21 protein-coding genes are annotated in these 19,623 nt (G+C 40.0%); 11 read left to right on the top strand and 10 right to left on the bottom strand.

Going from position 1 to position 19,623, the window contains the following annotated elements:
- Window positions 1–186: 186 nt before the first annotated feature.
- Both def and ruvX read right to left on the bottom strand, forming a co-directional pair.
- Window positions 187–750, bottom strand: coding sequence for a peptide deformylase (gene def / locus D0T60_RS18025; RefSeq protein WP_163219787.1), 564 nt, complete (start codon window positions 748–750; stop codon window positions 187–189).
- Between the two features lie 29 nt (window positions 751–779).
- Window positions 780–1,199, bottom strand: coding sequence for a Holliday junction resolvase RuvX (ruvX, locus tag D0T60_RS18020; RefSeq protein WP_163219786.1), 420 nt, complete (start codon window positions 1,197–1,199; stop codon window positions 780–782).
- 201 nt (window positions 1,200–1,400) lie between these two features.
- Here ruvX and D0T60_RS18015 point away from each other — a divergent pair, with 201 nt between their 5' ends.
- The 4 genes from D0T60_RS18015 to D0T60_RS18000 are packed head-to-tail and all read left to right on the top strand — an operon-like array spanning window position 1,401 to window position 5,642.
- A complete protein-coding gene (locus D0T60_RS18015; protein ID WP_163219785.1) occupies window positions 1,401–2,636 on the top strand; it encodes a hypothetical protein in 1,236 nt (411 codons plus the stop codon).
- Window positions 2,637–2,652: 16 nt separating this feature from the next.
- Window positions 2,653–3,612 carry a carboxypeptidase-like regulatory domain-containing protein gene (locus D0T60_RS18010; protein ID WP_239059602.1) on the top strand — a complete coding sequence of 320 codons (960 nt, stop codon included), beginning with the start codon at window positions 2,653–2,655 and terminating at the stop codon, window positions 3,610–3,612.
- Between the two features lie 34 nt (window positions 3,613–3,646).
- Window positions 3,647–4,390, top strand: coding sequence for a YjbH domain-containing protein (locus tag D0T60_RS18005; RefSeq protein ID WP_163219783.1), 744 nt, complete (start codon window positions 3,647–3,649; stop codon window positions 4,388–4,390).
- Window positions 4,391–4,448: 58 nt separating this feature from the next.
- Entirely contained in the window at window positions 4,449–5,642 is a 1,194-nt protein-coding gene (locus D0T60_RS18000) for an OmpA family protein (protein WP_163219782.1), read from the top strand.
- Window positions 5,643–5,848: 206 nt separating this feature from the next.
- Here D0T60_RS18000 and D0T60_RS17995 read toward each other — a convergent pair whose 3' ends face one another.
- The 5 genes from D0T60_RS17995 to D0T60_RS17975 form a co-directional block, all read right to left on the bottom strand.
- Complete coding sequence (locus D0T60_RS17995; RefSeq protein ID WP_163219781.1) at window positions 5,849–6,688, bottom strand: histidinol-phosphatase; 840 nt, start codon at window positions 6,686–6,688, stop codon at window positions 5,849–5,851.
- Window positions 6,685–8,550, bottom strand: a complete 1,866-nt coding sequence (gene abc-f / locus D0T60_RS17990; protein WP_163219780.1) for a ribosomal protection-like ABC-F family protein — start codon at window positions 8,548–8,550, stop codon at window positions 6,685–6,687. The genes D0T60_RS17995 and abc-f overlap by 4 nt, the downstream gene beginning before the upstream one ends.
- Before the next feature lie 4 nt (window positions 8,551–8,554).
- A complete protein-coding gene (locus tag D0T60_RS17985; RefSeq protein ID WP_203558372.1) occupies window positions 8,555–9,391 on the bottom strand; it encodes a DUF3805 domain-containing protein in 837 nt (278 codons plus the stop codon).
- 129 nt (window positions 9,392–9,520) lie between these two features.
- Entirely contained in the window at window positions 9,521–10,027 is a 507-nt protein-coding gene (locus D0T60_RS17980; RefSeq protein WP_163219779.1) for an SPOR domain-containing protein, read from the bottom strand.
- 72 nt (window positions 10,028–10,099) lie between these two features.
- Window positions 10,100–10,870, bottom strand: coding sequence for an SDR family NAD(P)-dependent oxidoreductase (locus D0T60_RS17975; RefSeq protein ID WP_163219778.1), 771 nt, complete (start codon window positions 10,868–10,870; stop codon window positions 10,100–10,102).
- 440 nt (window positions 10,871–11,310) lie between these two features.
- On the opposite strand from D0T60_RS17975, the gene D0T60_RS17970 reads away from it, so the two are divergent.
- Entirely contained in the window at window positions 11,311–12,345 is a 1,035-nt protein-coding gene (locus tag D0T60_RS17970) for a site-specific integrase (RefSeq protein ID WP_163219777.1), read from the top strand.
- 304 nt (window positions 12,346–12,649) lie between these two features.
- Here the strand turns inward: D0T60_RS17970 and D0T60_RS17965 are convergent, their stop codons facing one another.
- Window positions 12,650–12,892 (bottom strand): DUF4248 domain-containing protein, encoded by a 243-nt coding sequence (locus D0T60_RS17965; RefSeq protein WP_163219776.1) that lies wholly within the window; start codon window positions 12,890–12,892, stop codon window positions 12,650–12,652.
- A gap of 251 nt (window positions 12,893–13,143) precedes the next feature.
- On the opposite strand from D0T60_RS17965, the gene D0T60_RS17960 reads away from it, so the two are divergent.
- The 3 genes from D0T60_RS17960 to D0T60_RS17950 all read left to right on the top strand — a co-directional run bounded on the left by D0T60_RS17960 (window position 13,144) and on the right by D0T60_RS17950 (window position 14,579).
- Window positions 13,144–13,659: an HU family DNA-binding protein gene (locus tag D0T60_RS17960; protein ID WP_163219775.1), complete on the top strand. Its 516-nt coding sequence runs from the start codon at window positions 13,144–13,146 to the stop codon at window positions 13,657–13,659.
- A gap of 34 nt (window positions 13,660–13,693) precedes the next feature.
- On the top strand, window positions 13,694–13,966 hold the full coding sequence (locus tag D0T60_RS17955; RefSeq protein WP_163219773.1) for a hypothetical protein: 273 nt from the start codon (window positions 13,694–13,696) through the stop codon (window positions 13,964–13,966).
- 133 nt (window positions 13,967–14,099) lie between these two features.
- The gene (locus D0T60_RS17950) at window positions 14,100–14,579 is read left to right on the top strand and encodes an N-acetylmuramoyl-L-alanine amidase (protein WP_163219771.1); all 480 of its coding nucleotides are present in this window, start codon (window positions 14,100–14,102) and stop codon (window positions 14,577–14,579) included.
- 97 nt (window positions 14,580–14,676) lie between these two features.
- Here the strand turns inward: D0T60_RS17950 and D0T60_RS18665 are convergent, their stop codons facing one another.
- A complete protein-coding gene (locus D0T60_RS18665) occupies window positions 14,677–14,847 on the bottom strand; it encodes a hypothetical protein (RefSeq protein WP_203558371.1) in 171 nt (56 codons plus the stop codon).
- The gene (locus D0T60_RS17945) at window positions 14,817–15,404 is read right to left on the bottom strand and encodes a zeta toxin family protein (protein WP_163219769.1); all 588 of its coding nucleotides are present in this window, start codon (window positions 15,402–15,404) and stop codon (window positions 14,817–14,819) included. The genes D0T60_RS18665 and D0T60_RS17945 overlap by 31 nt, the downstream gene beginning before the upstream one ends.
- A 430-nt stretch (window positions 15,405–15,834) precedes the next feature.
- Between D0T60_RS17945 and D0T60_RS17940 the strand changes: the two genes are divergently transcribed.
- The 3 genes from D0T60_RS17940 (at window position 15,835) to D0T60_RS17930 (ending at window position 19,543) form a co-directional block, all read left to right on the top strand.
- Complete coding sequence (locus D0T60_RS17940) at window positions 15,835–16,425, top strand: DUF3575 domain-containing protein (protein ID WP_163219767.1); 591 nt, start codon at window positions 15,835–15,837, stop codon at window positions 16,423–16,425.
- An 18-nt stretch (window positions 16,426–16,443) separates the two neighbouring features.
- Window positions 16,444–17,910, top strand: a complete 1,467-nt coding sequence (locus D0T60_RS17935) for a DUF3868 domain-containing protein (RefSeq protein ID WP_163219765.1) — start codon at window positions 16,444–16,446, stop codon at window positions 17,908–17,910.
- A 577-nt stretch (window positions 17,911–18,487) separates the two neighbouring features.
- On the top strand, window positions 18,488–19,543 hold the full coding sequence (locus tag D0T60_RS17930) for a hypothetical protein (RefSeq protein ID WP_163219763.1): 1,056 nt from the start codon (window positions 18,488–18,490) through the stop codon (window positions 19,541–19,543).
- The last annotated feature ends 80 nt before the right edge of the window (window positions 19,544–19,623 follow it).

Genomic DNA, 19,623 nt, shown 5'->3' with positions numbered 1-19,623 from the left:
TAGGAACAAGAAAGAAGAAACCGCTCAGGCTTAATCCAAGCATGGGCGGTTTCTTTTAATATAAAAATCAGAAGGGATGTACGACACCGAATGGTTACAAAGACCCAGGTGTTTCTATTAAAAAGACCCGGGTCTTTTCGGTCAAAACACCCGGGTCTTTTTGAAAGGGATAAAAAGCCAAGTGCATTATTTCGCTCTCACTGTTTTAACCTTATAGATACAATGGGCTTTACCCTTTAACATCGCATTTAATTTACTTCTTATCATCTGCTTACGCAAAGGAGAGATGTGATCTATGAACATTTTCCCATCCAAATGATCGAACTCGTGTTGCATTACACGTGCTATATAGCCTTCGACCTCTTCTTCATGCTCAACAAAGCTTTCATCCATATACTTCACCTTGATTTTATTCTTTCTCTTCACCGACTCATGAATACCGGGCAGGCTCAGACAACCTTCTTCTATAGATACTTCTTCGCCTTCCGCTTCCAGAATATGAGGATTTATAAAAACTTTGCGAAAACCCTTAAATTCCGGGTGTTCATCATCGGCATATATATTCAAATCAATAACTACCACCCGAATAGGAAGACCAACTTGCGGTGCAGCCAGCCCTACCCCTTCTGCTTTATACATTGTCTCAAACATATTCTCAATTAACTCCTTCAGTTCTGGGTAATCCGGAGTTATATCTTCAGCCACTTTTCTTAATACAGGCTGACCGTATACATAAATAGGTAAGATCATATTACACTTATTTTAAATCTGTACATAAATCACATTAAACGCTTATTCTCTAAATAAGTTTGAAGAATAATGGTTGCACTAATCTCGTCAACCAATGCTTTATTTTGCCGGTCCTTTTTTTTCAGCCCCGCCTCCAACATTGTTCGATGAGCTAAAACAGAGGTAAACCTCTCATCTACAAGCTCTATAGGAATATTATTCACTCTTTTTTTCAGTGTCTGCACAAAAGCCTTTACCCTACCGGCATTCTCCGACTCCTCATTATTCATCTGCATAGGCATTCCAATAACAATCCGCTCCACAGCCTCTTTCGACAAATAATTAAGAAGAAAATCCAAAAGCTGATGGGTAGGAACAGTTGTAAGCCCATTAGCTATAAGCTGCAAAGGATCGCTCACAGCCAAGCCCGTCCGTTTCCGTCCATAATCTATCGCAAGTATTCTACTCATAATCAACCCGCAAAATTACAATATATTAATGAAATAGAACAAGCATTGCCTAAAAAGATGAAATTCGAAAATAATTAATCTACATTCACCTTTTTCTAGTAAAATTCTTTGGAGTTCTTAAAATTGTGCCTATTTTTGCAACATATTTTGCATTTATCGAAGTGCATGTTTTTATAAAAGTGAATTAGTGTAAACTCTCGGATGAGAAAAAAACTAAAAATTAACTACGCAATGCGCAAAACATTATTGTTGTTATTCTGTTTTATTTCCATGGAAGGTATATGCCAATCTGGAGAGACAACTGTTAACGCATTAGTAGGAATGGGCTTCGAAAATGTACGTTGGACTGAAGATGATGAGGAACGCGTTTACGTAGTGGAAAATACGGCATACCGACTAAGCGGAGTTGGTGTAGGAAAAGCAATAGATCAAATACAACAAACAGGCTTACCAGATAGAAAGTCTTGTCGTTTAATCATTGTCGAAAATAATGTTCCCCAGATTTCTCTTTATTATAAGCCCGTTTTGAGCGATACTATACCCACTGCCAGCCGGAAGGATTGGGATGTGAGCTATGAATTGGGGGAAAGCTGGGATAAGGTTAAAAAAGAAAAAAGAAAAAACAGTTCTTTATATAAGGTAGATGTGGTGGTGTATCCGGAGCTTACTGTTCAAAACCTGGTTCTTACGCAAGTATATCAGGTTCTATTTAATTTAAGCCCCGCCGTTGAAATTTCACTTTGGAAAGGAATGAAATTCACCGGACAAATAATTTTTCCGATTTACAATAATCACAAAAGTTATTTTAGAGGTACACAATACACACACGTCAGACAAGGTTATATAACTGTAGCACAATCTATGAGGTTGCCATACAATACATTCTTAACTGCATCGGTTGGTACATTTAATGCCCAACGATGGGGAGCAGATTTAAGAGCGAAACATATACTTATAAAAGATGAACGTTTTTCTTTTGAAGGAAGAATCGGCTATACAGGAGTTTCAAAGTTTGAAGATTTTGTATGGCATGTCAGCCCTCTCAAAAGGTTAACGTGGACTGTGGGTTCTAACTTTTACTGGCCTAAGTATAACACTCAGGTTAGCGCAAAAGTAGAACAATATTTATTAGGCGAGAAAGGTGTTCGATTTGATTTGATGAGAAAATTCAAACATGCAGCCATTGGTCTTTATGCCATGAAAGCCGAACATGCCAAAAAGAATGGGGGTTTCTACTTCCAAATAGCTTTGCCGCCTTATGGAAAATATAAAAGAAAACATGTAAGGGTAACTCCTGCAAAATATTTAGGTATGTCATACAATGGAGGTAATGAACGATATTATGGTAAATCATATACGCCTCAATTAAGTAGTACTTATGCTTATGAATTAGAATATAACCCATATTTTATTAAATCAGAATTATTAAATTATTAATTTTATTGAGATGAAAATGAAAAGTAAATTATTTGGTTTCAATGCTAAATTAGCGTTAGCCTTATTGGCCATTAGCGGCACAATGTTTACAAGCTGTTATGAATCAGACAAAGAGGATGTGTATATCCCTAAACCTACAGAATTGCCAGAGCCAGTGTATACAATAGCTGGAACTGTTACAGACTTGATTACAGGCAAAGGTATTGCAGAAGCAACAGTTACATTTACTGCTACAGGATCAACAGTTACAACAAAAACAGATGCTGCTGGTGGTTTTAGTGTACATGAAAATGTTATGGCCACAACTTATTCAGTAGTTGTAACTCCCAAAAACACCAATGAATATGATGCCTCAGTTGCTCGTTCTTTAGTAGTTACTCAATTGAGCAAAGGTCAATCTGCAGCTTATATGTTTAATGAAGTTTTAAATCCAAAAGATTTTAAGCCAGAAGGTGTAAGAACAGTGTCATCCAGTGAAAATGCAGGAACAACACCAAAAAAATATGAAGCTGATGAACATAAAGAATCTTTGGACATTGTGAATACTACAAATAAAGATTGGCAATACTATGTTGACATTGAAGTAAATACTGGAGGTGTAGTTATTGAGGGAGGTGATTTAGTAAATTTAACAAGAGCTGCTGCTTCAGCTGAATTAAAAGCTTATATTACTAACTTCCTAAAAGGTCGTTATATTCCTTTGAAAGTTGATAAAGACGAAAATTTTGTTAAGGGTTATCATACTTTCCAATTTAGCCTACCTGCTAACACTTTTTTAAAGTCTTTAACTGTTATAACTAAGTATTACACTGATACACATAAGTTTATTTATGGAGATGACACTTTCACTGTAAAAGTTAAATATCCTTATGCTTATGAATTAGCACCTGAAAGAGAAAATGTACAACAATATCATGGACATGGACATGGTAATGATGACAATGCTGGTGGTGGTATCATAGCTCCTATCAACTAAAAACACTCGAAAGCCATAAAATAATAGCTAATACATGAAAAAGATCTTTTTTATCTGTTTATTTTTATGCTGTCATTTTATGCTTTCGGCACAATTAACTTATGGTACAACCGGATTGCTGCATGTTCCTTCTGCAGAGATGCAACGAGACAAAACAGTAATGATTGGGGGTAACTTTATGAACAAGGAGATAACTCCTCCTACTTGGTACTACCATACGTATAATTACTTTTTGAATGTAACCATCTTTCCGTTTTTGGAAGTCGCTTATACCTGTACGCTTTTTAAAGCGGAACATTTAGGATTGGCACAGTATGGTTACTCAGGTTTCACAAACCAGGACAGATTTTTTTCTGTTCGACTGCGAGCTTTGAAAGAAGGGCAATTTTGGAAGCATGCACCTGCAATAGTACTTGGTACATCAGATCCTTATACAGGATCAGGTGGAGGCGTAACTTCACCCACAGATGGGAATGGTTATTTTTGCCGTTTCTACATTGCAGGAACAAAACACTTTCAAATTGGTAAAGAAACAATAGGAGTTCATCTTTCCTACCTTTATAATCGTAGAAATGATTATAATTTGAATGGGTTGGCAGGTGGAATAACCTATTCTCCAAGTGTTGCACCCGACTTACGAATCATCGCAGAGCACGATTCAAAAGATTTTGCGTTTGGAGCCACCTATTTGCTTTTCAACCATTTGCACGCGCAGGTAGAAATGCAAAAAATGAAATACTTCACCGGCGGTCTTACTTTCTTAATACATTTGAAGTAAGAAAATGGTCGGAGCAAATAAAAAGAAAAAGAGTTGAAATATAAAAAAATTAAAAACAATGAAAAGTAAAATAGCAATTTTATCTTTAATGATGGCCGGAGCAGCAGTCACTGCTACAGCTCAGACTAAAGAGAAATTCTTCAGCGAAAAGTTTGGAGATAACATCTTTATCAGCGTTGGTGGCGGAGCACAGGTAAGCACCAACGGCGACAATTTTGACAACAGTTGGACAAAAGCTATCACTCCCAAAGTGACTTTGTCTTTAGGTAAATGGTTTTCTCCTGTATGGGGACTTCGTGGTCAGGCTACTGGTTGGGAAACTGCAGTAAGAACTGATTATGGAAATTTCTCTTTAGATGCAAATGATAAAGTAACCTACGGAGAAGTAGTGAAAATAAAAAAACACTACGCAACTCTTCATGCTGATGCATTATTCAACCTATCTAATGCAATCGGTGGTTATAATCCTGATCGTCTTTTCACTTTATCAATATTTGGAGGACCTGGACTTACTTTTGGAAAGATGTATAACAGCCAGGTTTTAGTAGAAGACCCTGCTCGTGAATTCACAAGATATGTAGATGATGGCAAAGTAAAAGCTTATGTTAATGGTTCGGTAGGTTTACTCGGTATGTTCAATGTTAGCAAATATATCGATATCAATATCGAAGCAAGAGGTGAACTTGCTCAATCTCAATTTGGTAAATTAACAAGTGCAAGTACTGATGGAGCTGTATCATTAACAGCTGGTCTTACTTATACTTTCGGTGGAAAGAAATTTGTTAACTGCAATTCTAAAATTGACCAAGATGCTATCAATGCTGAAATCAACAAATACAGAAAAGCATTGGCAGAAGCAGAAGACGAATTGGCTAGAACCAAAAACGCTCTTGCTAACGCTAAGGGTCAAGTTAAAGAAGTTACTAAAGAAGTTCAGGTGGTTGGTCCTCGTGCTATCTTCTTCATGATTGGTAAAACTAACATTGATGACTACGGAATGGTTAACGTTAAGTTGGCTGCTAAGATCATCAAGGCTAATCCTGATAAGAAGTACAAAGTTGCCGGATATGCTGACAAAGCAACAGGTAGCTCAAGCTGGAATCAAAAACTGTCTGAAAAACGTGCTCAAAATGTTTATGATGCTCTTATCAAAGAAGGTGTAAGCGCTTCACAACTTGAATACGTAGGATTCGGTGGTACAGCAAATATGTTTGATAAAGACAAACTTAACCGTGTAGTGATTCTGGAATAAAATAGGGGTCTAAAGAGTTCCAGCTCTAAATGAAAGGGGGTGTCAATTTGATTGACACCCCCCTTTTTTATTTCGTTTTAGCAAGGATAAATATTTAGCCACGGATGGCGCAGATTAGACGAATTCTAAAACACGGATAATTATTTGATGAATTTTATCCGTGTAATTAAATCCGTGCAATCCGTGTCATCCGTGGCTAAAAAAAATCAAAAGATAAAAACCTCTTCCCAGTTTCCAGCATGCAATTCCATTACAGTTGTGTATCCAGCTTTCTTTAAAGCATTAAGCGCTTCCACTCTGCCGGCATTTATTTTATCTGGATAATGAGCATCACTATTTACTAAAACAGAAATTCTTAGTTCTCTCAACAAAGGGAAATAACGTTCATTGGGATAAAAGGTCTTCAATAAGTGAAAGGCCTTTGTGTTAATTTCTACCATATATCCTTTAGAGGCAATTGTAGAAAAATACTCCTGCATCAATGTATTATACCAGGATTCATTCAACAGCCCCGGACGATAAACGGCAGCATTGTAATGCATCTTATCCGCATGGCCAACAATATCGAATCCTCCTAATTCAATCATACGCAACAAGCGTTTATAGTAGAGATGAATAACCTCTACAACGTCTCCGGAAAAATGCTCATCTATAATTGTGCGGTATTTATCGGCGGAACAATCAATATCAACAATAGTACCTTTATGATCATGAAGTAAATGGACTGAACCAATACGGTAGTCTAAAGGCAGATCGCGGAATTTCGAAACCGATGGATTACTCCCTTCATCTAAATAGTCAATCTCCATTCCTGTGTAGATTTCTATTTGAGATGCATATTTCTCTTTGAGAGATGTAACTTCTTCCAAATAGGCAGGTACTTGCTCCCACTCCATCGTCCAAGGAGTAGAGAATGGCAGTGGAGCATGAGAGGATATTCCATAAGAAGTAAATCCCTGTTTAATGGCCTCCTTTATAAATTCCTCTAATGGAGCACGACCATCACAAAATGAACAATGACTATGATAATTAGTCAAGTTACTCATGATTCGATTTCACTTAATTCCAACCAACGCATTGTTTTCTCATCAATTAGATCTGTTACAACTGGTAATCGCTTCGATTTTTCAGTCAATTCATCTACCAACAAAGTACCACTACAAAGTGCTTCTTCGATGGTATTCTTTTCTTCCTCCAAGGTGGCAATTTCCTTTTCTAATTGTTCAAATTCACGTTTTTCTTTAAAGCTCATTTTTCGTTTTTCGTTTAAACGAACACGGGTTGTTTTTTCTTCCTGTGGTTTCTCGGCTTCTTTCTCTTGATGTTCATGAACTTCTTTCCAATCGCGATATTGGGTGTAATTACCGGGGAAGTCACGAATATCTCCCTGACCATTAAAGACCAATAAATGATCTACTACTTTATCCATAAAATAACGATCATGAGAGACAACAATCACACATCCTTTAAATGCTTGCAAATACTCTTCCAGGATATTTAATGTAACAATATCCAAATCATTGGTAGGCTCGTCAAGAATCAGGAAGTTTGGGTTACGCATTAGTACTGTGCATAAATACAACCTGCGGCGCTCTCCCCCACTCAGTTTATAGACATAACTATGCTGTGTTTCAGGGGCAAATAGGAAGTGTTGTAAGAATTGTGAGGCAGTCAGTTTTTTTCCATTACCCAGTTCTATTACTTCGGCAATATCCTGAATAACGTCTATTACTTTCATCTGTTCATCAAACTGAAGCCCTTCTTGCGAATAATAGCCAAAACGAACTGTCTCACCTATATCTATGGTACCGCGATCCGGTTTTACTTCTCCCAAAAGGAGTTTTATAAAGGTAGATTTCCCAGTACCATTATTACCCACAATCCCCATTTTCTCAAAACGCGAGAATATATAAGAAAAGTCATCTACTATTTTCAGATCTCCAAAGCTTTTATAAAGATGATCTGCTTCAAAGATTTTAGAACCAATATAAGAAGCTTTCACTTCAAGCTTTACATTGCTATTATCCACCCGTTGCTTTGCCACTTTTTCCAGTTCATAAAACGCTTCCTCCCGGTAACGTGCCTTATGCCCTCTGGCTTGTGGCATTCTGCGCATCCACTCTAATTCGGTACGATAGAGATTGTTGGCACGAACTATTTCGGTGTTCGTAGCTTCCATTCTTTCCTCCCGTTTTTCCAGATAGTAGCTGTAATTTCCTTTATAATGATATATCTGTCGATTATCAATCTCTAATATTTCGGAACATACCCGATCCAGAAAATACCGATCATGCGTAACCATCAGAAGGCTAATATTAGAACGCTGCAAATATCCCTCCAACCATTCTATCATATCCAGATCAAGATGATTGGTAGGCTCATCCAGAATAAGAAATTCGGGTTCGGTTATCAAAGTGTTGGCCAAAGCTATTCGCTTTAACTGTCCTCCGGATAAATGTTTGATCCGTTGATTAAAATCTCTTATCTTAAGCTGAGAAAGAATTTGCTTTGCTTTCCGCTCGTAATCCCATGCTTTCTCATGTTCCATGCGTATTAGTAGCTCTTCTAAACCGGGATGGCCTTCGGTTTCCATGCAATGCTCATATTCCTTAATCAGCTCCACAACGCTATTGCCATGATAAAAGCAGGCTTCAAGTACGGTTAAGTTTTCCGGATAAACAGGATCCTGAGATAAATAAGCAACACGAAGATCGCGACGAAAAACAATACTTCCACTATCATAGCCGTCTTTCCCTGTAATTACATTAAGCAATGTTGTTTTACCGGCACCATTCTTCGCTATTAACCCAACACGTTGTCCTTCTGCTATTCCAAAAGATATATTTTCAAACAAGACAAGATCACCAAAAGATTTGGTGAGATTATCTACTTGCATATAACTCACCATCTTTTCACAAACTTTCTAAAATACGTTTATACTCACTTGCCACATCACAAGGCTGCCCTCTCTTTATTTTACTCCAAATGAGAGACAATGGATCAACCACAATCTCAGAGTCCTTATATTTAAGAACCGGAGCTTCCCGATTACCATCTATCAATGTCATCCACTCCATGCCTTCCACCTCATTAGCCAGAATAATACAAATAGCAATTCCTAAAGCTACCCAGGCATCCTTTTGCTTTGGGGTAAAAATATTATTGTCAATTAGCTGTTGAATCTTTATCACGTCATCTTCTGTAGCCTGAAAATCCTTTTTCAGTTGTTTTTTCATCACCTCAACAGTCCATTCATAACTCTCATTGATTTCATGCACTTCCAACACTCGAAGAGGAATTAGCTCTGCCGGATATTTTTGTCCTTCTTTACGAAGTTCTAAGGATGCAATTACTGCCTCTGCTTCCTCTATCTTTTCTCCTTTAGGAACAGTAAAGGTACATTCAAAAGCAATATTATCTATTCCGGTAACCCAAAGATGAGTCACATAATAAGTTCCTTCTTCCTGAAACATCTCCTTGCTGTATGCGCACTCAAGCTTACCAACTTTGATGAAAGAAGCTGATTCGTTTTTATCCAGTTCTTCCTGCATAAAGCTTCTGCCAAAAGAATTTGCTCCTGCAGCTTTTTCGGGTTTATAAGCAGAAATCCGAAAGTTACCTGTCCAATGATTCGGATTATAAAATAAAAAGGTTCCTTCTGCATCTTCAAACTCATTCCACCCATCAGGATAGATCATTGAGAACCATGCATTTGGCGAAATAAATTTCTTACCGTGTCCTATTGTCATAACTACTTCTTTTTATTTTGTGATTTATAAAAAACATTCACCACAGAGGACGCAGAGAGCACGGAGTTTTTACTTTTTTCCTCTGCGCTCTCTGCGTCCTCTGTGGTGAATGTACTTATATAAATGTAATTATCTTAAGCGATACAGCAACCATGAACCCTGGAAATCCTTACGGTTAGGGTATCTTCTTTTAAATGTATCGCGAGCATAAGCTGCAGATTCTTTATCTGTATAAGAAGAAACAATCACACGGTAAGTAGCTGCGTCGGCATTAAATGCAATTGTTGGTGCATAACCTTCTGTTGTAAGAAAATCCTTTAGATTTTCTGCATTGGCTTTTACGCTAAAGCTACCACATACCACGCTGTAATCTTTTAAAGTATCATCACCGGAAACCACAGTTACTTTCTCTTCTCTAACTACAACATTTGATACAGGAGGAGTGGTAGTTGTGTTTTGAACCGGAGCAGTTACAACCGGAGCAATCTCTGTTACATGTACGGGGTCTTGTGGTTCAGCAAGTTCCTGTTCCTTAGCCTTGTTATAAGCCTTTTTGTATGCACTCTCGCTCGATTTGCATGATGTAAACGCTAACACAACGCATGCAGTCATTCCTATAATCAATAATTTTTTCATAATCTATAGTATAAATACAATTTGTTCTTTATCAATATGTTGCAAAGATAATAATTTCTGTGAGTTCCTGATTTATTCCAAACTCTTTTTGTACGAGATTGTCCCTGTAGCCTGATTGGTAGGCATCACAAGAATTTCGGCTATTTGCACATGGGGCGGAGTCGATGCCGCAAAATAAACAGACTCTGCTACATCATCTCCTGTAAGTGGCTGTATACCTTTATAAAAATCATCTGCCACCTGCTTGTTACCTCTATAACGTATCACCGAAAAATTTGTTTCTACCATGCCCGGTTTTATATTAGTAACTTTAAGAGGAGTATCAACCAAGTCTATTCTCAAGCCATCGGTCAATATTTTCACAGCAGCCTTAGTGGCACAGTATACACTTCCTCCCGGATAAGCAGCCTCACCGGCAATTGAACCGATATTAATCACATGCCCTGCTCCTCGTTCCAGCATGCCGGGTACAATCTGCCGGGTCATAGTAAGTAACCCTTTGATATTGGTATCAATCACAATGTCCCATTCATTCAACTCTCCTTCAAATTCTTTATCTATTCCAATTACAAGACCGGCATTATTTATCAGTACATCTATATTTTTCCATTCATCCGGTAGGTTATTTAACATACTGATCACTACATTCTTATCTCTTACATCAAATGGTAGAGTATAAATATGAACTCCATATTTTGTTTCAAGCTCACTTTTCAATTCATCCAACTTAGTAATGTTGCGGGCATTAAGTATCAATTTACTTCCCTGAGAAGCAAATTTGCGAGCACAAGCTTCTCCAATTCCACTACTTGCTCCTGTAATAAATACAATTTTATCTTTCATCTTTCTTATATTCATTATAAACCAATGACAAACTTAAAATAATATATTGGCAAGATATTCGTCTTGTTGGTTAAATTTGATTAAAGTAAATGAAGATAGATACGCTGAAAACGCGGAATGAGCAGAAACACGCGGAATTATTTTTTCTTGCCACATAAGTACAGAAATATATCTTCCGCGTTCATCCGCTCATTCCGTTTTTTCCGCGTACCCATTTCAACTTAACTCATAACAGTTCAGAAAGGAGGGAAATAGTTCTTATTTATTTTGTTCTTCAATCCGGAACATAAATCATTTATATGTTACATCTATAATTTCTTGTTTCTAAACATTTGTCCTTTCCTTCTCCATTTTCTCCCTATTTTTAAAATATTCTTAAAGAAATAATGATTTCTTTAGATTCTTTGTTTTAATGAAAACCCAATTAAAATTCACAAATTATGAACTTATCAGATTTTGTAGAGCCGCTGATCCTCGAACTACGCAACGAGGGGCGGCGTGGTACTGCCAAAGCTTACCGTAGTACCCTTAATAGTGTATTAGAGTATGGTGGAGAAAACTTAAAACTGTCTACCGTTTTCGAGAAGAGTTGGCTGAGCAACTATCAGTCGTGGATTTCCGGTCGGGGGAGAGCCAGCAATACCGGTTCCTTTTATATGAGTATCCTCCAAAGACTTTACCATCAGGCATTAGAGGCGAAGTTGGTGAAACACATTCCCGATCTTTTCGCTAACTCCTTTACCGGATACACCCCTACGCAGAAACGCGCCTTGTCTGCTGCCGTCATCTCCCTGATCAGCGAAGCCGATCTTTCCGGTAAAAAAGGCTTGGAATTCAGCAGAGATATGTTTATGCTTAGCTTTTACCTGCAAGGTATCGCTTTTGTAGATTTGGCATTTCTTCGCAAAACCGATTGGAAAGGTGATAACATAAGCTACTACCGTTGCAAGTCCAAATCGTATATTAATACCCCTGTTGGCGAAGAAGCTAAGCAGATTTTATTGAAGTACCAGGCTCTTACATCCAAGGAAAGTCTGTACCTACTTCCTATTATCACTGAAAAAGAGAAAGAGGCGTACGATCAGTATCAAAGTGCCCTGCGCAACCAAAACCGGAGACTCAAACGAATCGCCTCTTTGTTGGAAATCACGGAAAATCTCACTACCTACGTTTCCCGTCATTCCTGGGCTACTATCGCCCACCATGAGGGTGTGCCTGCATCTCATATCAGCCAGGCATTGGGACATCAAACGGAGACTGTTACTCACATATACCTGAAAAGCTTTAACGATGACACATTGAGAAAAGCGAACGATGTAGTGATAGCAGCACTCAACAGAGAATCGGAAGGAAACAAGGAAAAAAAGAAAGCAACTGATAAAGAGAACGTTGCCTTGGGATGTGTAAATAAAGAGAAAAATGTCCGTCACTATACAAGTGACGGACATTTTCTGAGTGCAAACATAGAGGTTTAGTTTGAATTATACAAATGTTTGGTAATTACCACTTGGTAATTGATCTATTCTTCGGATTTTACGTTTTAACAGTATTGTATACTTAATATATAGCGTAACCATATTTTATCCATCTTAAATGGCTACAAATAGAAACACTTTAGCAAAGCAGAATTAACTATAATTAACTCGTAAATCTTATAAATACCGTTTTTCGCAGAGCTTGGTTTGCAAAAGGTCCGACCTAAAGCTTTGTTAGGTCTGACCTTTTAAATGGTTAGGTCCGACCTTTTACGTCTTTAGGTCCGACCTTTTTTTGTGCCGCTTAATACGTGTGTGAGACGGGTACTCCCAGGTATTTCACAATAAGTTCTACCTGTTTAGGCGTATAATAATGATCGCGCGGATTTCCTTGAATCCTGCTATATGCTTCTCTGAGCTCATCATTGTGCAGAATCCACTGCCGCATTTTATACATTGCCGCATCTTTACTTAGTGTTGGATGATACATCATTGCCAACTCTGCCTTTAGGTAGGTTTTTACTACGAACATTTTTTCGTTGTCCATTTTTCTATTTTATGAGTTTATAAAAATAAAGGCTCTCTATATGTCCTTTCTTATAAACTAATATATTATTACATATACAGCATATTTATATTCCTAATTACATACAATGAACTGATTTTTAATAACCGATTCTACAGGATTCTACGTGAATCTGCGTATAAGGTGGCTTTTGGTGCATCGTAAGTTTGCATCACGATAGTCGACTACTCCCTGAGATTAGAAAAAACATTTATTTATTAAAAAAAAGAACGATGGCAATTGTATTTAAAAAGACTTTGCGTGAGAATCCTCGTGATCCTTCTAAAAAGAATTATTACCCTGAATTACTGACTTTGGGTAAGAGTGTAAACCAAGACACCATTGCTTATGAGATGAAAGAAAAGAGCTCCTTGTCTAAAGGAGATATTTTGAGTGTGCTGTCAAACTTTGTGGAAGCTATGCTTTCTTCGCTTTACAATGGCCACTCGGTGAATATCCAAAACTTTGGAGTGTTTAGTTTGTCGGCCAGTACGGTTGGTGCTGCCGAAGAAAAGGATTGTACCGCCAAAAATATAAAGGCTGTACGCATCAACTTTCGCCCTTCTACCAGTGTACGCCCTAATCTAACGTCTACTCGTGCAGGCAACCGGTTGGAGTTTGTGGACTTACAAACCTATCTTAAGTCGTTGAAAATGAGCCTTTCAGACGAAGGTGACGACTCTAATAATGATGGCGGCAATGATGATGGTAATGGTGGTGGTGATGATTTTATCGATCCATCTGCTTAATAATGAATTTAGTACTCACATTAAAAAAAGAAAAATGAAGCAAGTTATCGTACACATTTCAGAGCTATTGCTTGGTATTCTTCCTTTTCTAAAGAAGAAGGACATTCATAAGCTCAAGGAGTTCAGTGAATTGATTACAGGTCAGTTTGAGTTTTTGGTTAATCAGATTGAGCGCATACTGAAAGACTACTTTCAATTGAGCGACCGGATAAAAGAAATGCACACTGAACTTTGCGAACTTAGGGAAGAAATAGCTTTGGCTACAAGCCAAAAGTGTAGTGTGGCAGATTGTAGAGAAAGGAAATAAGGTATGAGAAGGAATATAAGAATACGAGGACCGCCTGCGTATAGGGAATTTTCATAGAGACCAACGGCCTTTGAAGAGAAGTTAAGGCAAGGGGATTCATAAGCCTTGTTAATTACCTAAAATCATTCATCAAATGCGTAAAATCAATCTAATCGTTATTCATTGCTCTGCTACTTACGAGAATGTTTCTTTCACCGAACACGATCTTGACCGTTACCACCGCCAAATAGGTTTCAATGGTGCAGGCTATCATTATTACATTCGCCGGAATGGTGATATAAAACGTATGCGTCCCATAGAAAGAATTGGCGCTCATGCCAAAGGGTACAATTCTCATTCTATAGGCGTTTGTTATGAGGGAGGCCTTGATGACAAAGGTAAGCCCAAGGATACCCGTACCAGATGGCAAAAGTATTCTCTTCGGGTATTAATAAAGTTATTAATGCAAGAATATCCGGACTCTGAGGTTTGTGGTCACCGGGATCTAAGCCCTGATTTAAACAATAATGGCATTGTAGAACCATGCGAATGGATAAAAATGTGCCCTTGTTATGATGTGAGGGCAGAGATGGAGAGCGCTTCGTGGAGGAGACCTTTTGCGAGGGTTAGATAAGGAGAGCATGTTTCTCTACCCAGAGTGATTGCTCAAGCTTTACTCTGGGTTGTTTACTACAACTAAAACCCCTCAAATACATTCGAGGTAGAGGAAGTTATTCTTTCTCAAGTTCAATATCACGCGCTTTTACACGAACAATTTTCCCGTTTTGAGAGAAAATTAGCTCGCCATCTTCACGCTTCTTTTGCTCAATCAAACGACGATAAGCAAGTGCTACTCCGCGGCGTATTTTCTCTACGAGTTCTGTTCTTTCTTTGTTGTCCATCGTTCTATTATATTATAAGTTTCATGATTCAGTATGACAGTTTCACTACAAGTGCCTTCGGCTATTAGTTCGGATGGAGTATAAGAGTTATTAAATATCATCCAGCTATCCACTGCCTTTATATAAAGACTAAAAAGATTGCAAATACCTGATATGTAGCGACGATAAATGATTTCTTTGCTAATATTATGTCCTCCGGAAGCAACTCGTTGCTCGACTCTTTCAGCCGCCAAAGCAGGAGAGTCAAGCCAAAAATAAACTAAGGTTACCACATATCCGAGTTTTTGTGCTTTACGAATAAAAGATATATATGACCGGGTAGCAAGTGTGGTCTCAAGAGCGAAATCAATACCACAATTCATCAATTCATGAATACGCGTGAGCATTAACCTTCCTGCTTCTATTGCGACACTTTCGGGATTAAATGGTGAAAGCCCTCGTGCTATTTCGTCTGCATTAACGAATTCACGACAGTTTAGCATCTCCGGTAAGACAGTAAATGAGGCTGTTGTTTTTCCTGCCCCATTAGGTCCGGATACTATATAAAGATTGGGCATACCTTAATTACTTTAAGTTTATCTATGTACAAAGATAGTTTATTCAGATTAACCGACAAGGAGATTTTAGAATAATTACATTAATGATCTATTCTGCTTTACTCCGCAATCCAAAAGTCATTACACACTCTGGTTGAATAATTGTAATCCTTTTTTATCAAATCAGCGTAAACAAATCCACACAGTTCCCCTGCAAAGTCTATTATATAGTCCTTGCAATTAGCATCCCAAAGTTAAATTACAGCAACTTCGGATACTCATCCCTTTGCTTTTTAGTCAGCGCTCTGACTCTTTAAAAAAGCTACCGTTTGTTCAGCGGTGGTGCTGCTTTAAAATGTCCGTCACTTGTATAGTAACGGACAAAATTACCGGCAGTGGTTTGCCTCCCTGCCTTATTATAGCAAAAACGCTCAACAAGCAAAAACACTATATGAAACTAAAATTTGCCTTTTTCGCCTTTTTCCTTTTGCAGTTATCAATTGTTTCTGCTCAGGATTCTTTCCGTCGGGTTGTTCCCGGCACTCCTCACTTTGCTCTTAAAAGCAATTTGTTGTATGATGCTACCGGTACCATCAACCTTGGCTTTGAAGTAAAGACGGGTCGTAAGCATACACTGGATGTTCCCGTGAACTACAACCCCTGGACTTTCCATGAAAACCGTAAGTGGAAACACTTTCTGGTTCAACCCGAACTTCGCTACTGGCTTTGCGAAGCCTTCCAGGGTCATTTTCTGGGTATCCACGGTCACTACGGTCAGTACAACGTAGGCAACCTACCCTTTGGCGGCAACCTGAAAGACAGTCGCTACGAAGGCTGGCTGGCAGGCGGAGGTTTCTCTTACGGCTACCACCGTATGCTCTCCAACCGTTGGAGCATAGAAGCTACCCTCGGACTGGGATATGCCTACCTGAGCTACGATAAATATCCCTGCAAGAAATGTGGGGAGTTACTCAAGAGTGATAAGAAACACTATCTGGGGGTGACCAAGGCAGCAGTTTCGCTGATATATATTATAAAATAATTTAGACTTCCGTTACTTATGAAAGCTTATATATTTTCGTTATTATTTATATGCTCTGCCTCCTTGGCTTCCGCCCAGGACTTCCGCGGCGCTTTCCACCTGACCCAAAAAGAATTCAACGAGCAGAACGACAGTTTGCGTATTTCCTTCGATCTTTCCATCGACTCACGCACGGTGCCCTCTTGTGCCGCCATGATTTTTGAACCCGAACTAAAAGACGACAACAACCATCAGATAACCTTTCCTTATATACAGGTGAATGGCGAAACCCGTAGTCGGCTGAACCGTCGCTTCTTCGAACTTTGCAGCGATAAGTGGCTGTCGGCCTACCGGGCACCTTACCTGTCTGTCAATACGCGAAAGTATACCAACGAAAAGATTACTTATTTCTTTAGCGTTCCCTACGAGTCGTGGATGGACAACGCGCGATTGGTTCTCAAACAGGAAATCGTGGGCTGTGGTGGCGAACAATACCTGTATACCTACACACTGGGCGATAAAGTAACTATGGCTTCTCGCGAACCTTACGCGGTGCAACCGCAGGTGGCCATTGTTACTCCCGGCGAAGAAAAGAAAACACGCAACCGGCAAGGTAGTGCTTTTCTGGACTTCCAGAGCGGTCGCTCGGTGATTCTTCCCGACTTCCGTCGTAATCCGGTGGAGCTTGGTAAAATCAACGATGCCCTGAACGAGGTTATGGCCGATATGGATAGCCAGATCACCGGTTTGTTTATCGAAGGCTACGCTTCTCCCGAAGGACGTTACAGTAGTAACGAGCGTTTGGCTCGCGGACGTGCCACTGCTTTGAAAGAATATATCAAAACCCGTTATATGCTTCCCGAACACATCTTCACGGTTCGTTGGATTGCCGAAGACTGGGAAGGCTTGAAAACTGCCGTCGAAAGCAGTGAGCTGCCTCGCAAAGATCAGCTTTTGCAGATCATCGACAGCCGCGAGGATTACGACATCCGCGAACAGCGCCTGAAAACAGCCGGCAGCTATAGCACCCTGTTAAAGGACTTCTTCCCCGAGCTTCGCCGGGTGGAGTATCAAATCGATTTCTCGGTGCGCAATTATAATAATGTGGAAGCCCGTTCTTTAGTAAATACCAACCCGGGCAACCTCTCTCAGGCGGAGCTCTTCCGCGTAGCAGAAAGCTACGACAAAGAAAGCCCTGAATACAAACGTATTATCATGGAGGTTATTCCCAAATATTATGAAGAAGATGCTACGGCATTGAGCAACGCAGCTGCCCTGCTGATAGAAAATGGAGAATTGAACACGGCCCTTCGATTATTGGAGAAAGCCCAAACCTTGCCTGCCGCCTGGAATAACTTAGGTGTGGCATATCTGCTGCAAGGCGACTTGCAGAGAGCAGAAGAACTGCTTACGCAGGCATCTACTACCGGAGTGAAGGAGGCTAACCATAATCTGGAAGAGCTGAAGAAACGGAAAGAAGATGAGTTGAAGCGGAAGAAGAAATGAGAGATTTTGAACCACAGATTATCACAGATTAACACAAATTATTTAATTAAAAAACTCTGTGTCCCCTGTGTCCTCCGTGGTGAACTTAACTCGATTTATAACTTAATCTGTGAAAATCCGCGTTAATCTGTGGTGAAATAAAAACAAAATGAAACAAACCATACCTATATATATAGTCTTACTGATCTTGTTGCTCCTCGCCTCTTGCAGCACCACCCGTCAGCGACACCTCACCGAGCGGCTGTTCCTACAGCCCGGGCGAATCAACATCGCCCACTACGGTAATGAGGCAACCGGCCAACGTGTGCTCAGCGAGCAGGTAAGCTACAGTACCGAGGTGAATGCCGAAGTGGATGAAGCCGAGCAAACCCCTGCCAAGCTCGATACCAGCCATGTATACGCCATACCAAGCATTACTGTGGTATCTAAGGCTAAGTTTGCCCCGATACGGGAAGGTCATGTCAGCATTGATTTCGTGATCAACATTCCCAAGGAGTTCCTTTCGGACGATTACCAAATTTCTTTGATCCCCGAGTTGTTGCATAACGACTCGCTGGTGATGCTGGAAGACGTTGTCTTGCGTGGCAAGCACTTCATCGAAAAGCAAGAGCAGGATTACGAACGATACAATGAATACGTATCTACCATCATCGACCCTGCCGGTTATGACACAGCCTTCATCAACCGCCACGCCGTGGAGAAAGAGCTTCATCGCCGTCGCAAGAATGAGTTAAGCAGTTACTACACCCGTTGGAGCCAGTATCAGGACTTTATAAAGTGGCAGAACGAGGAGCAGGAGAAGTACGATGCTTACAACATCAAGCAAGCCGGCAAGCTAAAAAAGAAACTGCGCAGCCACGATCAGCGCTACCGGCAATCGGTCTCACGTCTACTGGCAACCGGTCAGGATACTACTGTCTTGGGAGAGAAATACCGCCGGCAACGCAAAGCCATCATTGCCTCGGCTCCTGCCTACCGGCAGATAACGGCCGGCACGATCCCCGGTAAATATCAGGATCTGTACCTGACGGGCTTGCAGGCCGGAGATATCGAGCCGGTGATGCCCGAAGAGGAAGATTCGTTGCGTATTGCCTCCGAGCATATAATGCACGAGCGCATCGCCTTCAACGAAATAAAAGGCAGCCGTTTGGAAGAAACTTTCAACCGTATGGTGCCTGCACCCTACCGTCCGGAAGCTCATTACAATGCGGTGATTGCTCCGGAGTACAACTTCACTTATCGCTATACGAGAAGCTATCCGGTAACGCCCGGATTAAAGAAGCTGCGCCTAACCCTAAAAGGCAGTATCATGGCCACCGACCGCAGCAACTATAATATAAGGAGAACGGATACTTTAAGTTATATCATCTCTTCGATGGACGAACTGGCAGACACCCGGCTGATAGCCAACCAAAGTTTTACCGACGATCAGCGAAGAGAGTATACCAACGCCATCCGCTTACTCAAAAACCGGGAGTATCGCCAAGCCTTACACCTATTGAACAATTATAAAGATTACAACACCGCTCTGGCACTCACCTGCCTGGGATATAACTCGCAAGCTTACAACCTGCTTCGCCAACTGCCCAAGACAGCCGACACGCATTATCTGAGCAGGGCATCCACTCAATAATCTCAACAGTTGAATTTTCAATATTTGCATAAGCTTGTCGCTCCATACCATCAAGTTAAGGGTTATTGCCTTTTTTCGAC

This window comes from Bacteroides sp. 224 (genome assembly GCF_010500995.1).
Taxonomy (GTDB): domain Bacteria; phylum Bacteroidota; class Bacteroidia; order Bacteroidales; family Bacteroidaceae; genus Bacteroides.
The sequence above is the reverse complement of the archived record's forward strand: the minus strand, read 5'-3'. Positions and strand labels throughout refer to the sequence as shown.

Coding starts and splice junctions, on each gene's coding strand:
- D0T60_RS18015 (WP_163219785.1), top strand. CDS start 1,401: ATGAGAAAAAAACTAAAAATTAACTACGCAATGCGCAAAACATTATTG.
- D0T60_RS17940 (WP_163219767.1), top strand. CDS start 15,835: ATGAAACTAAAATTTGCCTTTTTCGCCTTTTTCCTTTTGCAGTTATCA.
- D0T60_RS17955 (WP_163219773.1), top strand. CDS start 13,694: ATGAAGCAAGTTATCGTACACATTTCAGAGCTATTGCTTGGTATTCTT.
- D0T60_RS17950 (WP_163219771.1), top strand. CDS start 14,100: ATGCGTAAAATCAATCTAATCGTTATTCATTGCTCTGCTACTTACGAG.
- D0T60_RS18005 (WP_163219783.1), top strand. CDS start 3,647: ATGAAAAAGATCTTTTTTATCTGTTTATTTTTATGCTGTCATTTTATG.
- D0T60_RS18000 (WP_163219782.1), top strand. CDS start 4,449: ATGAAAAGTAAAATAGCAATTTTATCTTTAATGATGGCCGGAGCAGCA.
- def (WP_163219787.1), bottom strand. CDS start 750: ATGATCTTACCTATTTATGTATACGGTCAGCCTGTATTAAGAAAAGTG.
- D0T60_RS18665 (WP_203558371.1), bottom strand. CDS start 14,847: ATGGACAACAAAGAAAGAACAGAACTCGTAGAGAAAATACGCCGCGGA.
- ruvX (WP_163219786.1), bottom strand. CDS start 1,199: ATGAGTAGAATACTTGCGATAGATTATGGACGGAAACGGACGGGCTTG.
- D0T60_RS17945 (WP_163219769.1), bottom strand. CDS start 15,404: ATGCCCAATCTTTATATAGTATCCGGACCTAATGGGGCAGGAAAAACA.
- D0T60_RS17985 (WP_203558372.1), bottom strand. CDS start 9,391: ATGACAATAGGACACGGTAAGAAATTTATTTCGCCAAATGCATGGTTC.
- D0T60_RS17975 (WP_163219778.1), bottom strand. CDS start 10,870: ATGAAAGATAAAATTGTATTTATTACAGGAGCAAGTAGTGGAATTGGA.
- D0T60_RS18010 (WP_239059602.1), top strand. CDS start 2,653: ATGAAAAGTAAATTATTTGGTTTCAATGCTAAATTAGCGTTAGCCTTA.
- D0T60_RS17970 (WP_163219777.1), top strand. CDS start 11,311: ATGAACTTATCAGATTTTGTAGAGCCGCTGATCCTCGAACTACGCAAC.
- D0T60_RS17935 (WP_163219765.1), top strand. CDS start 16,444: ATGAAAGCTTATATATTTTCGTTATTATTTATATGCTCTGCCTCCTTG.
- D0T60_RS17980 (WP_163219779.1), bottom strand. CDS start 10,027: ATGAAAAAATTATTGATTATAGGAATGACTGCATGCGTTGTGTTAGCG.
- abc-f (WP_163219780.1), bottom strand. CDS start 8,550: ATGGTGAGTTATATGCAAGTAGATAATCTCACCAAATCTTTTGGTGAT.
- D0T60_RS17965 (WP_163219776.1), bottom strand. CDS start 12,892: ATGGACAACGAAAAAATGTTCGTAGTAAAAACCTACCTAAAGGCAGAG.
- D0T60_RS17995 (WP_163219781.1), bottom strand. CDS start 6,688: ATGAGTAACTTGACTAATTATCATAGTCATTGTTCATTTTGTGATGGT.
- D0T60_RS17960 (WP_163219775.1), top strand. CDS start 13,144: ATGGCAATTGTATTTAAAAAGACTTTGCGTGAGAATCCTCGTGATCCT.